The sequence below is a fragment of the Lujinxingia vulgaris genome (genome assembly GCF_007997005.1).
Taxonomy (GTDB): domain Bacteria; phylum Myxococcota_A; class Bradymonadia; order Bradymonadales; family Bradymonadaceae; genus Lujinxingia.
Window position 1 is genome coordinate 20,161 of the sequence record NZ_VOSL01000015.1, and the last position, 14,667, is coordinate 34,827.

General features: G+C 63.4%; 13 protein-coding genes and 1 pseudogene. 6 read left to right on the plus strand and 8 right to left on the minus strand.

The features are described from left to right. Window positions 1–90: 90 nt before the first annotated feature. A complete protein-coding gene (locus FRC96_RS03495) occupies window positions 91–426 on the minus strand; it encodes a hypothetical protein (protein ID WP_146972731.1) in 336 nt (111 codons plus the stop codon). A 233-nt stretch (window positions 427–659) separates the two neighbouring features. On the opposite strand from FRC96_RS03495, the gene FRC96_RS03500 reads away from it, so the two are divergent. After that, a complete protein-coding gene (locus FRC96_RS03500) occupies window positions 660–2,549 on the plus strand; it encodes an AMP-binding protein (RefSeq protein ID WP_230469829.1) in 1,890 nt (629 codons plus the stop codon). A gap of 60 nt (window positions 2,550–2,609) precedes the next feature. Here FRC96_RS03500 and FRC96_RS03505 read toward each other — a convergent pair whose 3' ends face one another. The 3 genes from FRC96_RS03505 to FRC96_RS03515 all read right to left on the minus strand — a co-directional run bounded on the left by FRC96_RS03505 (window position 2,610) and on the right by FRC96_RS03515 (window position 5,145). Then, on the minus strand, window positions 2,610–2,873 hold the full coding sequence (locus FRC96_RS03505; RefSeq protein ID WP_146972735.1) for a hypothetical protein: 264 nt from the start codon (window positions 2,871–2,873) through the stop codon (window positions 2,610–2,612). Between the two features lie 97 nt (window positions 2,874–2,970). Then, window positions 2,971–3,912: a hypothetical protein gene (locus FRC96_RS03510; protein WP_146972737.1), complete on the minus strand. Its 942-nt coding sequence runs from the start codon at window positions 3,910–3,912 to the stop codon at window positions 2,971–2,973. 216 nt (window positions 3,913–4,128) lie between these two features. Continuing rightward, complete coding sequence (locus FRC96_RS03515; protein ID WP_146972739.1) at window positions 4,129–5,145, minus strand: hypothetical protein; 1,017 nt, start codon at window positions 5,143–5,145, stop codon at window positions 4,129–4,131. Window positions 5,146–5,395: 250 nt separating this feature from the next. Between FRC96_RS03515 and FRC96_RS03520 the strand changes: the two genes are divergently transcribed. Next, window positions 5,396–6,250: an outer membrane protein assembly factor BamD gene (locus FRC96_RS03520; protein WP_230469830.1), complete on the plus strand. Its 855-nt coding sequence runs from the start codon at window positions 5,396–5,398 to the stop codon at window positions 6,248–6,250. Between the two features lie 219 nt (window positions 6,251–6,469). Here FRC96_RS03520 and rpsI read toward each other — a convergent pair whose 3' ends face one another. After that, window positions 6,470–6,865 (minus strand): 30S ribosomal protein S9, encoded by a 396-nt coding sequence (gene rpsI, locus FRC96_RS03525; RefSeq protein ID WP_146972743.1) that lies wholly within the window; start codon window positions 6,863–6,865, stop codon window positions 6,470–6,472. A gap of 49 nt (window positions 6,866–6,914) precedes the next feature. Further along, the gene (gene rplM / locus FRC96_RS03530; RefSeq protein ID WP_146972745.1) at window positions 6,915–7,343 is read right to left on the minus strand and encodes a 50S ribosomal protein L13; all 429 of its coding nucleotides are present in this window, start codon (window positions 7,341–7,343) and stop codon (window positions 6,915–6,917) included. A 391-nt stretch (window positions 7,344–7,734) separates the two neighbouring features. Here rplM and FRC96_RS03535 point away from each other — a divergent pair, with 391 nt between their 5' ends. The 4 genes and pseudogenes from FRC96_RS03535 to FRC96_RS21735 all read left to right on the plus strand — a co-directional run bounded on the left by FRC96_RS03535 (window position 7,735) and on the right by FRC96_RS21735 (window position 11,854). Then, window positions 7,735–8,934, plus strand: coding sequence for a hypothetical protein (locus FRC96_RS03535; RefSeq protein WP_146972748.1), 1,200 nt, complete (start codon window positions 7,735–7,737; stop codon window positions 8,932–8,934). Next, on the plus strand, window positions 8,931–10,184 hold the full coding sequence (locus tag FRC96_RS03540; protein ID WP_146972751.1) for a hypothetical protein: 1,254 nt from the start codon (window positions 8,931–8,933) through the stop codon (window positions 10,182–10,184). The genes FRC96_RS03535 and FRC96_RS03540 overlap by 4 nt, the downstream gene beginning before the upstream one ends. A gap of 212 nt (window positions 10,185–10,396) precedes the next feature. Next, window positions 10,397–10,879 (plus strand): annotated as a pseudogene (locus FRC96_RS22795) (vWA domain-containing protein); the annotation flags it as partial. Between the two features lie 75 nt (window positions 10,880–10,954). Next, window positions 10,955–11,854 carry a putative metal-binding motif-containing protein gene (locus FRC96_RS21735; protein WP_230469831.1) on the plus strand — a complete coding sequence of 300 codons (900 nt, stop codon included), beginning with the start codon at window positions 10,955–10,957 and terminating at the stop codon, window positions 11,852–11,854. 151 nt (window positions 11,855–12,005) lie between these two features. Here the strand turns inward: FRC96_RS21735 and FRC96_RS03550 are convergent, their stop codons facing one another. Both FRC96_RS03550 and ffh read right to left on the minus strand, forming a co-directional pair. Beyond that, the gene (locus FRC96_RS03550; protein WP_146972756.1) at window positions 12,006–12,755 is read right to left on the minus strand and encodes a B-box zinc finger protein; all 750 of its coding nucleotides are present in this window, start codon (window positions 12,753–12,755) and stop codon (window positions 12,006–12,008) included. Between the two features lie 33 nt (window positions 12,756–12,788). Next, window positions 12,789–14,435 carry a signal recognition particle protein gene (ffh, locus tag FRC96_RS03555; RefSeq protein ID WP_146972822.1) on the minus strand — a complete coding sequence of 549 codons (1,647 nt, stop codon included), beginning with the start codon at window positions 14,433–14,435 and terminating at the stop codon, window positions 12,789–12,791. Window positions 14,436–14,667: the final 232 nt, after the last annotated feature.

Here is a 14,667-nt window from a genome sequence, read left to right on the forward strand (position 1 = left end):
CAAGTTCTCGCAACGCTCAAAAAAAGCCGCCGCTCCCCTGAGGAGCGGCGGCTTTTTTTTACATCACGCGATCAGGACGGTGAGGCCCGATCAGACACCGGCAAAGGCCATGTTAAACCCGATCCAGGAGAGCACCAGCGCGATGCCCCACTGCAAGAAGACCTGCACCACGCCCACGCCCATACTCTTGAAAAAGCTCGTGTTGTAGGCACTCATCACCACCAGAAGCCAGATGAGGGGTTTGAGCACCCAGCCCAGAATCGGCACAAGCCCCACAAAGAAGAGCAGCACGTTCAAAAAGAGCGAGATGCCGATCGCCTTGGAGAGCGCGTTGGAGGTGTTGCCGTGGCCCACCATCGAGAGCGCCGCTTTGAGCGCGACGGCCTGCACGATGAAACTTACGAAAAAATATAAGATGGCTGACATCATGATCCTCGCGACATGTTGGGCGCCCTCCGGTGGTGTGTTCGCACCTGGAGGAGCGCGCAGCTAACCTGACCCGCCAGGGCGGGCTTCCCCTACCACCGCAAACATACGCGCCGAGGCGTTTTCTTCCAACAACCCGCGCCGGCGTCGACAGCGTCGGGGCCTTCGCGCTAAAACGTGGGGGATGGGCCGGTCAGGCCCGGCGACTTTTGACCTGGATGATGAGCCGCGCTATGGCCCACGACTTTTATGATGATGCGCAGGCGCGCACCCGCGCCTGGCCCTCGCTCTTCGGTCTGCTGGAGACCCGCGCACAGCGCTCGCCAGCCCGCGGCATCTACATGCGCGATGAGCGCGGCGCCCAGGAGTTTCGGACCTACTCCCAACTTCTGGCCGGCGCGCGCCGCGTGGCCCACGCCCTCAAAGAGCGGGGCGTCGCCCCGACAGAGCGCGTGCTGGTGGCGCAGCCCACCTGTTTTGATGCGTTGATGAGCTTTTTTGGCGTCTGCGCGCTCGGCGCGGTGCCCGTGCCGCTTCCCTGGCCGCGCGAGATCGACGCCTTCAAGGGGCTCACCAACCTGATGCGCTGGCGGCGAATCGCGCGTCGTTATGATGCGCGCGTGCTGCTCTGCGCTGACCTCGGCGTGCGCGCCGAGTCCGGGTGGCCCGGCGTCTGGCCCCCGCACCCGCTGGAGCACGTGCTCGACCCTCAACGCCTGCTCGCCGGCCAGCCCGCCCACGTGGACTTTGAGGCCTACCAGCCCGATCCCGATGAGGTGGCCTACATCCAGTCCACCTCCGGCACCACCGGTGCGCCCCGCGGGGTGATGCTCACCCACGCCGGCCTGCGCACCTCGCTGGAGGCCATCGGCCGGCGCATTGAGGCGTCGTCGAAGGATGTGCAGGTCTCCTGGCTTCCGCTCGACAACATCATGGGTCTTGTGGGCGCGGTGTTCTTTGCGATGCACTGGGATATTCGCCTGGTGCTGATGCCCCCGGAGCGTTTTCTGGACCAGCCCGAGGACTGGTTCTGGGCCATCCATGATCATCGCGCCACGCTGAGCCTGGCGCCGAACTTCGCCTACAACTACTGCGTGCGCCGTTGCCAGAGCTCGGCGCTGGAGGGGCTGGACCTCTCCACCTGGCGCATCGCGATGAACGGCTCCGAGCCGGTGCGAGCCCAGCATATGCACCGCTTCCGTGAGCGTTTTAAGGCGTTTGGCCTGCAGAACTGGGCGCAGATGCCCGTCTACGGCATGAGTGAGGCCACGCTGGGGATCGCGTTTCACCCGGCCGGGCAGGCCCCGCGCATCGACGGCATCAACCGTCGCACTCTGGAGTGGGAGCGTCGCGCTGAGCCTCTGCCCGAGGCCGGCGCGCCCTCACCTTACGAGCGGATGCACGTCGTCTCGGTCGGTCGCCCCCTCGATCCGGTGGAGCTCTGCGTGATCGATACGCAGGGCAACGAGCTCCCCGAGCGATGCCTTGGCGAGGTCGCCATCAAGGGACCCACGGTGATGGCGGGCTACGTGGAGGCGACCCAACGCGACGCCTCCGAAGTTCAACCCACACGCCATCATGAGGGCTGGTTGCTCACAGGTGATCTGGGTTATCTGGCCGATGGGGATCTCTTCTTTGTGAGTCGCCGCTCCGACTGCATTGAAGCGGCGCAGGGTGAACGCCTGATCTTCCCCGAAGAGGTCGAGCTCTTTGTCGACTCGGTCGATGGAGTGCGCTCTGGCAGCACGGCGATCTTCGCTGCGCCGGACCACGGCGAAGAAGACCGCGTGGTGGTGGCCTTTGAGGTTCAGACCGGCGCCGACGCCGAAGAGCTCGACCATCGCATCAACGCGCTGCTCGCCGCCCACCTCGATGTGCACCCGGTGCGGCTGATGCATCTGCCGCCGCGCTCGGTGCCCAAGACCGCCTCGGGCAAGGTGCGCCGCCAGCTCTGCGCCAGGCTCTACGCCGACAACCTCCTCGGCCGCCGGCGCTCCGGCTGGCCCGCCCCGGGCGCGCTGCGCGCAAGCCTCAGAGACCTCTCCGAAGCCCTCTCCGCCAGCGGGGAGTCCGCGTCGCTGCGTCTCAAAGCGCTCTTCGGCGGCGCGTCCAGCGAGGACTAGCGCGCGCCGCGTCACGATGTTCCCGGCGCAAACATCCAGGGGAGGGCGAGACGCCTCCGCTCACCCTCCTGCGCCAACTCGCGTGCAGACCAGCCCCTCCTCCACCCGGCGCAGGGCGCAGCGCTGTCCCACCCGGCAATCCGAGTTGTCCGCGCACGCCCGCTGGCAGCCCGAAGGCTCACACACATTCCCCGCCTCGCATTCGTAGTCGCTGCGGCACAGGGGCGTCTCTTCGTCCTCGGGACCACATCCCGCGATGAGAAGCAGCGTCAGGGCGGCCACAGCAGCCATCGCATGATGGCGAGTGATGAGAGGTCGTTTCATCGCACAGGCTCCACATAAAAAACGGGCCGCCATCGTCGTCGATGGCGGCCCGTCCTCTTACCTCACGCGTCGAGGCGTCACATCAAAACGATGCGATTTACTCGGCCACTTCCGGAAGCACGACGTCGGTGCCCAGCACGCCGGTCATCGCTTCGGCGTTGAGCGGAACTTCATCGCAGTTGTCCGGGGTGGAGACGTTGCTGCCAGCGTCGGTGCAGATGTAGACGTCGTAGTAGTCCGCTTCGGTCTGCGCGGTGTCATTGCAGGCCGGACCGAACTCACCGACGGTGATGGTGTGGCTCTCGTCGAGGAGGATCAGGTCGCCGTTCTCGTCTTCGAACTGCACGTAGAGCGAGCCGCCGCAACCCAGGGCCACCACGGTCTGGTCGGTGAAGTTGGTGGTGATGTCGTTGCCATTATCGCCACGCACAAACGCCTCATCGGCCGGGCACTGGTCCACCAGGTTGGGAGCAGCGCCGTCGATGACGTCGAAGGTGTTGATGAAGTCGGAGCCTGCGGCGATGTCATCACCCACGGCGGTACCGTAGGCGATCACGGCGCCGGTGGAGTCCTGAAGCTGCACGTACATGACCTTGGCGCCGGCGGTGCCGTAGCCATAGGTGGTGTCGTCGCAGCGGTCCGGGGCTTCCACGTCGGTCACATCGTTGATGCGCACGGTGTAGTACTCGGGGGTCTCCTGGCCGGGCTCCACGCAGTCACCGGTGAACTCATCACAGATCAGATCGTCGGCGCAGCCAGCGAAGTCGGCGTCGCGGCAGTCATCACCGGGCTCTTCAGCCGCGCGGCAGACCATGCCTTCGGCGCCACCGGGGCGAGCGACGCACTCGTCGGTGCCGGAGCAGTCTTCGTTGGTTTCGCAGGTGTCGACGCAAACCGTCAAATCGCAGACCTGACCGCCGGTGCAATCGTCGTCGAAGGTGCAAGACTCTTCCGAGTCGATCTCACCACATGCCGCCAGCAGACCCAGGCCGCCGACCGCCACAAAAAACAATCCCGCTACATTACGCTTGATGTCCATAATCACTTCCTTTTCATGGGGTTTGAGTCGAAGACCTCTTCTCCGAGAGACCCGATGGTCTCACGCCAAGATGTCTTGCAACCTTCTTGCCAATTCACACCAGCACTTCAAAAAAGACACATGCGCGAGCTGCCTGGCGCAAGCGGCTTCGCTTCAACCTACCCGCCACCTGGCTCCGTCGCTGCTGCTAACGGTGCGCGTTATATACGATGAGACTCACAGAGTCACCACAAATTCAGTGAAGCCCTGTTGCGCCTCAACCGCCGGCGCGCCGCAATCGCGATCGATGTCGAGCCGCCCGGGCTCGCCCGAGCAGAGGGTGGCGCGGTAGGCACCGGCCGGAAGATCCGAGGGCTGCTCTAGCTCATGGCCCAGCGGGCAGATCGGGCTCTCGGCAAAGATCTCCACGCTCCAATCGGCGCGCGGCGAGATGCGATCGCCGTAGCCGTCGACAAACTCCACCAGCATCCAGCCGCCCGGGCCGCCCAGCGAGCTGTAGCGCGCCTGAGCGGCCTCCTTGATGCACATCTCGCTCTCGTCCAGCGCCACCGGGGCCGGCTGGAGGTAGGGCTCGGCCTGGGAGTCCTGCGGGGTGTCCACGCGTACAATGCGCCCGTAGGCCTCGGCGCTGCCCGAGGGGCTGCGCGCGATCACCGCGCCGATGCGGACCGGCGCAACGTCGGGGGCGACCGGGTCCAGGCCCGTATCTTCGCCGCCGGTATCAAAGCCCGCGTCGTCGCCCGTGCCCGCGTCGTCGCCTGGTTCGGACGCCGCTGCGCTCTGCTCAATGAGCAGGGCGATCGAAAGGTCGGGGTCGTGGCTCGCGTCTTCCGTGATAGAGGCGTCCTCACCGATGGAGGTGTCTTCGCTGACGCCTGCATCGCTGTCGTCGACGCGGTAGGCGCAGCGCCCGTCGAGTCCGCAGAAAACCTGTGTGCTGTTGAGCTCCTCGCGGCATTGTTCATCGCTGGAGCACTGCACGTCGGAGGGCACCCGATCATCGATGAGGCAGGCGTCGACGGGTTCAACCTCACCGCTGCGCTGGTAGCTCAGGCAGCGGCGGCCCTCGGCGCATGCGTCGTCATCGGTGCAGGCGTCCACGCATTGAAGATCGATGCAGTACTGCGTCGACTGGCAGTCGGCGTCGTAGCGGCAGAGGTTTTCGACAAAGTCGCTGCATCCCCCCGAGATGAGCACGATGCCTGTCAGAAAAAGTTTGAGCAGCACCTTCATACGTATCCTGCCGGGGAACAGATGGAGTAGAGTTGCACCGGCGATGGGTAAAGTCTCTGGCATGGTGCGCCGGTGCGCCGCACGTGTGTGCCATATATGCAGATCGCAGGCCAGAAGATCAAAGGGTTCACGCCCGGTGCGCTTGAGTTTACGATCGGTGGGCAAGCCGCTATGGTCCGCCGACGACCTGGTGCGGCAGTGGTGCGGCCCGGGCGTCGTAGGATCACCAAACATGATTGGAGCACCCCCCATGTTGCGCCGCATCTTGTCTCGACCGTCCCTGATCGCTCGCCTCCTGGCGTTGGGATTGCTCGCCACGGCTCCCGTCGGTTGCGCGAGCGCGCCTGAGCAGCAGGACCTCTCGTATAGCGACCAGGCCGAGGCCTACTTTCAGGCCGGGGAGCAGCGCTTTGAGCGCCGCGACTACCTCGAAGCGATGCGCCTTTATAATACCGTGCGCAACCAGTTTCCTTACAGCCGCTGGGCGGCGCTGGCGCATCTTCGCATCGCCGACGCGTATTTTGAGCAGGACCAGAACGCCTCGGCGGTCGAGCAGTACCGGGCCTTCATTCAGCTCTATCCCCGCCATGAAAAGGTGGAGTATGCCCACTGGCGTATCGCGCTCTCCTTTTATGAGCAGATGCCTTCGGACTTCTTTGTGCTTCCCCCGGCTTACGAGCGCGACTTAAGCTCGACGCGCGACGCGGTGCGCGAGATGCGCATCTTTTTGCAGCGCTACGAAAACTCTGAATACGCCGCCGAGGCCCGAAGGCTGATGCGCGAGGCTCAGCGCCGGTTGGCCGATCACGAGTTCTACGTGGCGACGTATTACCTGGAGCGCGAAAACCCCCGTGCTGCCGCGCAGCGGCTGACCCACCTCTTGCGTAACTTCGCCGGGCTGGGGCTCGATCCGGAGGCGCTCTTTTTGCTGGGCAAAGCCTACCTTCAGCTCGATGAGCCGGGCCGCGCGCTCACCGCCTGGACCGATCTTATTGAGGTTCACCCGCAGCACCCGCGCGCCGCTCAGGCCAGGAAGTTGCTCGAGCAGCGCGGACTTCATCAGGTCGAAGATGTCGAAAACGCCGCAGAAGAGCAGGGCGGCTGAGAGGCGAAGATCGCGCCAAGCCGCATCGCACGTCTTTAGACCCCCAACGCCCGCCGGGCGTTGGGGGTTTTTGTTGGGATAAAGGAAGGCAACGTAGTGAAGGCCGGGCTCCGGCACGCGCTCTGCGACGCATGAAGAAGGACGACGCTTTTGTAAAACGCAACAAGCCCGCCATCTCTGGCGGGCTTGCTGGTTGAAGCTGGCTGAAGTTCTCGAATCTTAACGCTTGGAGAACTGGAAGCGCGCGCGGGCGCCCTTCTGACCATACTTCTTACGCTCTTTGACGCGGGCGTCGCGGGTGAGGAAGCCACCGCGCTTGAGGGGCTCGCGCATGCCGCCGTCGACCAGCAGCAGGGCGCGGGCGACGCCGAGCTTGATCGCTTCGGCCTGACCGCTCTTGCCGCCGCCCTGGACGGTGCAGAAGAGGTCAAACTTGCCCAGGGTCTCGGTGAGTTCCAGGGGCTGACGAAGGACCATCATCAGGGTGTCGCGAGCAAAGTACTCGTCGGCGTCCTGACCGTTGACCGTGACTTTACCGGCGCCGGGGCGCAAAAAGACGCGTGCGCTGGCTTTTTTGCGACGACCGATCGCGTGATACTGTTCCGCTTGTGCCATGAGATTCTCTCTCTTTTATGCGTCCACATCCGGGACGCTCACTTTACAATTAAAGTTCGAGCGCCTGGGGCTGCTGAGCTTGATGCGGGTGCTCGGCGCCGGCGTAGACTTTCAACTTCTTGATCATCTCGCGGCCAAGCTTCGTCTTGGGCAGCATGCCCTGGACCGCGTAGGTGATGACGTTTTGCGGCTTCTTGTCCAGAAGCTCGCCGGCGGTGATCGACTTAAGACCGCCCGGGTAACCCGAGTGACGGTTGTAGACCTTGTCGGTGAGCTTCTTACCGGTGAAGGCGATCTTGTCGGCGTTGACGCAGATCACGAAATCACCGCAATCGACATGCGGGGTGTAGGTGGGCTTGTGCTTGCCGCGCAAGATCGTGGCGATCTTGGCCGCCGCCCGACCCACCGTCTCCCCTTCCAGGTCGACGACAAACCACTGACGGTTAACTTCCGATTCTTTGGCGCTGAAGGTTTTCATCTCGCTTCCATCCACTTGTCCGGCGTGATGCCAGGAGCCTGTTTATCTCTTCTCGTTTTACGAAAAAACGACGGAAATTCGGTAACGCAACGGGATCGCGCCGGGCGCGACGGTAGGGAGCGCCGCGTTGGCGGGGCTCCTGAAAGGGGGCTTGATATAGCGCCGGCCCCACAGGGTGTCAAATCGAATGTTGGGAGGAGGCCTGCGCCGCCTCTATTTACAGGCTCGTGCTGGCAACGCGCGCTCTTTGTCTTTAAAATAGTTGCGAGCAGATGAGGATCTTCGCAACATTTTGTGGCATACTGCTCGCACGCTACTTCAGCGACAACCTGACCGCCTTAAGACTTAGGCCCGATGTGCTCAAGGGCTGACCGATACCAGGGTGATGATCATGGCGCGACTCGCGTTTTCTTATCGATGGATGTTGACCGCCTCACTGGCGCTGGCGCTTCCGCTGGCGGCCTGCGGCGATGATGAGCCGCCGAAAACAATTGATCGCGAGGACGTTGGACCTGACGCGGACGCCGGTCCCGATGCCGACGGTGGCGATCCCCCTGACGCCGAAGATGCGGGCGATGCGGGCGATACCGACGGTGATGATCCCAACGACGAACTCTGCGAAGGCGTCTCGTGTGAGGCCGGTGAGATCTGCGTGGAGGGCGAGTGCGAGCCGGAGCCAGAGGAAGGCTTCAGCTGCGCGGCGCCCTTTGATGTGGGGAGCCTGGAGATCGGCGCGACGGCTGAGTTCAGCGCCAACCCCGACGGCCAGCCCAACACCTTGAAGACCCGCTGCTCTCTTCCCGATCACGACACCAGCCCTGAGGCCGTGTACGCCTTCGAGGTCGACGAGCCTGTGCGTGTCATCGCGAACCTCAGCGGCTCGGGCACCGGCCTTGTGATGGAACTTCGCGAGGACGCCTGCTCCGACGCCGAGGCGGAGGGCTGGTGCAACGAAGGCGTCAACACCCGCACCTTCTTCGCCTACCCCGGCACCGAGTACTACCTGATCGTAGAGGCGCGCCGCGACTTCAGCGTCGGCGACTTCACCCTGGAGTTGACCACCGAGGAGCTTATCTGTGACTCGCCGGGGGCTTACAGCTGCGACGGCGACGACCGGGTGCTTTGCTTTAATGGCGAAGAAGAGCGATCCTTTGCCTGTGGTACCGGCTGTGACGACGGAAGCTGCCTGGGTGATACCTGCGACAACGCGCTGGAAGTCACCGCCTCGGCGACCTTCACCGGCGAGTTTCTGGCGTTCACGGGTGAGATCAACCTGGAAGACTCGCCGAGCTGTTCGTCGACCGGAACGACCGGCCCGATCACCTCGGGCCAGGAGCTGCTCTTCGCGCTCCCCGGATTGAGCGCCGGCCAGGTGGTCACGATCGACGCCTCGGCCGATGAGGCGCCGGCGGTCATCGGTATCATGAGCGCCTGCGAATCGACGCCCACCTGTGTGGCCGCCACCGACACGGCGGAGACGCTTGAGTTCACCGTTCCCGCCGACGGCGATTACTTCGCCATCGTCGACAGCCTCACCCCGCGTCAGGGCGACTATAGCGTGGCGATCGACATCAGTGAGGTGGGGCAGTGATACGAACCACCCGCACCACAACCGTGACCCTCAAGCGCACGCTGGCCATCCTCGCGGCGCTTGCGCTCAGCGTGGCCTGCTCCTCAGAGCCCGACGGCCCCGATCGTCCCATCGATGTCGTGGATGATGCCGGCTCCGACGCCGACAGCGGCGATCTGGACAGCGGCCAGCCGGATGCCGACGCCGCGGACCCGGGCGATGTTGAGGGCGATGCTGGCGATTCCGATGAGGATGCGTCGACGCCTGATGCCGATGCCGAAGAGCGAGACGCAGCTGACGCGGACGCCGATGAGACGGATGCAGCCGACGCAGATGTTGACGAGCCGGACGCCACCGATGCGGATGCTGACGAGCCGGATGTTGAAGAACCTCCCACCGCATGCGAGGAAGCGACGATCGATCTCGGTGTGTTGGAGAACGGCTCAAACCCCGTTGAAATCGCCGCGACGCATCCGGCGGTCGTTGGAGCGGGCGTGTGCGATGGCGCGTTCGGTGCTGAGCATGTGGTGGTGGCCTTTGAGCTGCCCGAAGATGGCGTACTCACTGTGGATGCGCCTGGTTCGGCGGTGACGCTTTCTGCCACGCCCTGCTCAACGTCGGGAGCCTTCTGCTTCAGCGATGTATCGTCACTCAATGTGGTGGCCGGGGCGCAATTCTATCTGGCGTTTGAGCGGCTGGCTTCCGACCTTAACGCCGATATCGTCTTTGAACCTCTTGTGGCCTGTACCCCGGTTGGCGAGCGCACCTGTGTAAACACCTCCGAGATCGAAGCGTGCACCACGGGGTTAGCCTCGGCGCAGACGCCGACCCGGGTGACACTGGATTGCCCGGCCGGCTGCGAGAGTGATTCCTGCCTGGGCGACTCCTGCCAGAATCCGATTGTCGTCGAGGGCAGTGTGAGTGTGGAAGCCCGCAGCGAGACGCTGTCCAACACCTTTGACAATCAGGGAGCTCCCGGCTGCATCTGGGATACGCCTTCGGAAGGCCGTGAGCTTGTCTTCCAGGTCGATGACGTGGCCGCTGGCGAGACGATCGTCGTTACGATCAACGACCCCATTCGTTACTACCGCGTCTCCATATTACAGAGCTGCTCGGAGAGCGCGGAGTGCCTGGAGAGCACGACACCTGGGTCGGTTCTGGAATATGAGGCGACCGAGACGGGCACCTATTTTGTCATCATTGATGCGGAGACGGATCTGCCTTCGGGCCCCGAGATCAGCATCGACATTGAAGCTGCGAGCGACCTTTGATTTTCTGCCGACCGACTGCGCGTCGCGATCAGGAGCATATGATGAAATCGATACTCGAGTGCGTACACAACACGATGCTCACAGCCTGCGCTTTCACGGCAGTACTTTCTGTGACCGCGTTCGCGCCTGCAGCCTTTGCGTGGAACTTTGATGACTCCTGCAGCCCAACGCAGGTAACCGAGGTTGAGGTCACGCGTCCCGGAGCGCTCTTTATGCTCGACAGGTCGGGCTCGATGGGTACGACGGGCGCGACGTACTGCTGGTATTACGGACACTGGGGGCCGTATTGTACGCCTTCTCTCTGGAACGTCGCGAAATCTGCAATTACTCAGGTTCTCGATTCGATGACGTCCTGGACCGAGCCGGACGAGGTGATGTTTGGCATCGGTTTCTATCCTAACACTTACATTGCGTACAATGTGGGCGAAAACCGACGGAATCAAATCGTCGGGGCGATGAACAATACCGGGCCGGGAGGAGGTACTCCCACCGATCAGGCAATCAACGCCCTGCGCAACAGCTGGTCATTGAATCAAACTGGCTTCCCGGCAGCCGGTGTCTTGATCACCGACGGGGCTCCGAATAGCACGTCGGCCGCTCTTAGTCGTGCTTGTCAACTCCGCAATGAAGGCAAGTCGATGTTTGTCGTTGGTCTCGGTGGTGGAACCGATACCGCCTTCAACAACAAACTTGCGGCGGCAGCTGGCAAGGGGTGTTGCGGATCCTCTGCAAACGCGTCGTGCTCCAATGGAATTGGCACCGATCCCTGTGTGAGTCCCGGTGTTGGAAAGAACAGCTGCTACGGTTCCTATCAGGCCAATAATCAGACCGAGTTCCGCAACGCCCTTCTGAGCATTGCCTCGGAGATCGCGTGCACCTTCCCGATCGACTTCTCGCAGTTTAGCAGCAACTCCGCGCCGGAGAATCCGGCGGCGGTGCGGGTGCGGATGAACACGGCCAGCGGTCAACTCAACATTCCGCATATGGACGCCAACGGCGGTCAGGGGTGGTTCTTTGCCTCTGACAACCGGGAGCAGGTCACCCTCACCCAGAACTACTGCGATCAGGTACGTACCCCGGGGCAGGTCGATAGCGTGGAGACGCAGCTGGCCTGCGACTGCCAGCAGCCGCAGGGGCAGGAGTGCGAGGTGCCGAACGCGCCCTTCGGTGTGTGTCCGCTGGGAACCTGGATCTGCGACGAAGGCTACGACGTGTGTCAGCCCTACGCCGCCGACAACTGCCCGGTGCCTTGCTTCGGGTTCCCCGAAGGTGAGTCTTGCCACGTCGACAATGAGTTCCCCTTCACCGAAGGACCTAACACGATCGACGGCGAGCGTAACCGCTGCAAGATCGGCGTGACGGTTTGCAATGATGATGTTCCCAGCTGTGAGCCGATTTATCAGCCGATGCCCGAGCTGTGCGATGGTCTGGATAACGACTGTGATGGTCAGATCGATAACCTCTCGGCGAGCTGGAGCAAGCCGGAGTTCGCCAGTCTTTCGCTCAGCGGATCCAACTCCGGCGCGGCGTGCATGGAGCGCGATGTGTGCGTCTGCCCCAGCGGTACCGGGGAGCACTCCGGGGCCGGGGCAAATCAGAGCACCGAGTTCCAGAGCTTCGTGAGCGGCTGGGATCCCATCTGCACGTGTTCCGAAGGCGTGGGCTTTTAAATAAGGTCACGCGACCTCAGCATTGAGGTCGCGCGATCTGCCCGAAGATGAATCCGCTGTGCAATGAAAAACGCCGGCCCTTTGCGGGGCCGGCGTTTTTCATTGGACGTCCATGAAGATCTCGGAGGTGGCGCATGAGGCTGTGTTGCGATCAGCCTCCGCCGGTCATCGAGAGCAGCAGCATAAAGGGCACGAGCACCGCCAGCATGGAGCGCCAGAAGCCCATGCCGAAGATCATGCGCGCGGCGGTGACCTCCAGGTTGAAGAGCCAGACGACCATCAGAAAATGTCCGAGCTCAAAGGTACCCAGCGGGGGGATGAGCAAGAGCAGGTAGGTGGCCATGGCGTAGCCGGTGAGCTTTGCGACCAGCCCCCAGCGGGCCTGCTCCACGCCGAAGATGCGCAGCGTGAGGTAGAGCATCGCCGTGTGCAGCATGTAGAGGGTGAGCGCCCCCATCGGGAGGGAGGCGTACATCGCCCACTCGGCGAGACGAGGGGCCAGGTCGAGCTCGGTGGCGTAGAGCTCGACCATCTCCGGGTAGTGCGGGGAGAAGGCTTTGCGCCAGAGGGTCTGGGCGAGCGTGCCGATCATGACGGCGATCATCCCGAAGCCCGCCGCCGGGGCCCAGCGCGGGTTGGCGATGAGCGCCGGGAAGAAGGTCCGGGGGGAGGTCATGGCCTGCACGGCCGTGAGCACAAAGCCCGAGGGGGTAAAGCGTCGCTCGCCGGCTTCCCACTCCGGGAGCGCAGGCATGCGCTCCTGGCGGCAGGGGCGGCACACGGCAAAGCCCCGAAGGTCGGTGCCGTGGCAGCCCCCGCAGATTTCGGCGCCACAGGCCGTGCAGCGTGCGATGGCCGGTGCCGAAGGATGGTGCGCGCAGATGCGCGAGGTTGCGGTCAAAAGGTACTCTCTGCCCCCTTAAAGGGGGGCGGCTTACTTCTTGTTCTTCTTGCGAGCTTGCTTGACGGTGCGGCGCTTACGCTTGCGTTTGTTGGCCGAGAGCGACTTGCTCTTGGTGCCCTTGCTGCTGCCGAGCAGGCGGCCTCCGGGGGGCGAGTAGCCCGGGGGGAGGTTGGGACCATCGAAGCCGGGCAGGCCGCTTAAGCCGCCGCCCGGGCCACCGCCACCGCCGGCGCCGCCCATCAGGTCGCCGAGGATCGAGCTCATGTCCATGTCTTTCATGCCGCGGAGCTGGTTGAGCTGCTTGAGCCCCGGGATCTTGCCCAGGAGACCGCCGCCGCCCATCGAGTTGAACTGCTGCATCATGCCGCGCATCATGTTGAACTGCTGGATGACCTGCTCGACCTTCTCTTTGTCGCTACCGGAGCCTTTGGCGATGCGGCGTACGCGGCCGGGCTGGCGGGTCAGAACGTCGGGGTCTTTCTTCTCGCGGGTGGTCATCGACTGGATGATGGCGCGGATCTTGGTGAGCTCGCTGTCGTCGATGTTGGCGTCAGCAGGCATGCCGCCACCGAAGAAGGGCATCATCTCCATGAGCTCGTTCATCGAGCCCAACTTCGAGATCTGCTCAAGCTGGTTGTAGAAGTCGTTGAAGTCGAACTCGCCAGAGAGCATGCGCATGGCATCCTTCTCGGCGCGCTGGGCGTCTTCTTCGCTGAGCGAGCGCTCGAACTTGTTCATCAGGCCCATCACATCGCCAAACCCCAGGATGCGGTTGGCCAGGCCTTCGGGGCGGAACTCCTCCAGATCGTCGAGTTTCTCGCCCACACCGATGAACTTAATCGGCTTGCCAGTGACCTCTTTGATGGAGAGCGCCGCGCCACCGCGGGCGTCGCCATCGAGCTTGGTCATGATGAAGCCGTCGATCTCCAGGCGGCTGTTGAACTCTTTGGCGGTGTTGACCGCGTCCTGGCCGATCATGGCGTCGGCGACCAGGAAGATGTTCTCGGGTGTGGTCGTGGAGACGATCTGCTCGAGCTCGTTCATGAGCACGTCGTCGACGGCCAGGCGTCCGGCGGTGTCGAAGAGGATCACGTCGCGACCCTGGTCTTTGGCCATGGCCACCGCGTCATTACACACCTGGACGGGGTCACCACCCTCGACGGCGTGCACCGGCACGCCGAGTTGTTGACCGAGCACGCGCAGCTGCTCGATGGCCGCCGGACGGTAGACGTCGGCGCCGACCAGGAGGGGCTTTTTGCCGTGCTGGTCCATCAGGAGTTTGGCGAGCTTGCCGGTGGTCGTGGTCTTACCGGAGCCCTGCAGGCCGACCATCATGATCTTGGTCGGTCCGACGCGCGGGTTGGCAAAGACGATGGAGCTGTCGACCGGCCCCATCAACGCTTCGAGCTCGTCGTGGCAGATCTTGACGAAGTGGTCGCCGGGGGAGACCTCCATCTTGCCCTGGCTGCCCTTCGCCTTAACTTTCACGACCTCGCCGAGCGCCTTTTCTTTGACGCGGCCGATGAAGTCTTTGGCGATGCGGAAGTTAACATCGGCCTCCAGCATGGAGCGGCGGATGTCTTTGAGCGCCTCGTCGATGTTCTCTTCGGTGAGCTCGCGCTTGCCTTCAAAGCGCATACGGACGTCGCGAAAGCCTTTCGCGACAACGTCAAACATAGCCATGGGTGTGTCCTCGTATCGGGAGCCGTTTTTAAGGCGGATAAAAGCGGTGGCCGGGGCGCGCCGTCGCAGGCCTCCGCACAAAAGAGAAGGGCGCACGCGCCGCAAAGGGCCGTTCGATGGAGGAAGCATGTGCGGCCCGGGTGCTCTCGTTGCCGGTCGCGCGGGAAGTCGCGCCGGCGGGCATCATCGGGCCGATGTCAGGTCGGCGGCCAACCTAGACACCGAC

Bases quoted from the DNA above. Each gene is read 5' to 3' on its own strand.
- rplM (WP_146972745.1), bottom strand. From the start codon at position 7,343: ATGAAAACCTTCAGCGCCAAAGAATCGGAAGTTAACCGTCAGTGGTTT.
- ffh (WP_146972822.1), bottom strand. From the start codon at position 14,435: ATGTTTGACGTTGTCGCGAAAGGCTTTCGCGACGTCCGTATGCGCTTT.
- FRC96_RS03515 (WP_146972739.1), bottom strand. From the start codon at position 5,145: ATGAAGGTGCTGCTCAAACTTTTTCTGACAGGCATCGTGCTCATCTCG.
- rpsI (WP_146972743.1), bottom strand. From the start codon at position 6,865: ATGGCACAAGCGGAACAGTATCACGCGATCGGTCGTCGCAAAAAAGCC.
- FRC96_RS03520 (WP_230469830.1), top strand. From the start codon at position 5,396: ATGTTGCGCCGCATCTTGTCTCGACCGTCCCTGATCGCTCGCCTCCTG.
- FRC96_RS03510 (WP_146972737.1), bottom strand. From the start codon at position 3,912: ATGGACATCAAGCGTAATGTAGCGGGATTGTTTTTTGTGGCGGTCGGC.
- FRC96_RS03500 (WP_230469829.1), top strand. From the start codon at position 660: ATGGCCCACGACTTTTATGATGATGCGCAGGCGCGCACCCGCGCCTGG.
- FRC96_RS03535 (WP_146972748.1), top strand. From the start codon at position 7,735: ATGGCGCGACTCGCGTTTTCTTATCGATGGATGTTGACCGCCTCACTG.
- FRC96_RS03495 (WP_146972731.1), bottom strand. From the start codon at position 426: ATGTCAGCCATCTTATATTTTTTCGTAAGTTTCATCGTGCAGGCCGTC.
- FRC96_RS03505 (WP_146972735.1), bottom strand. From the start codon at position 2,873: ATGAAACGACCTCTCATCACTCGCCATCATGCGATGGCTGCTGTGGCC.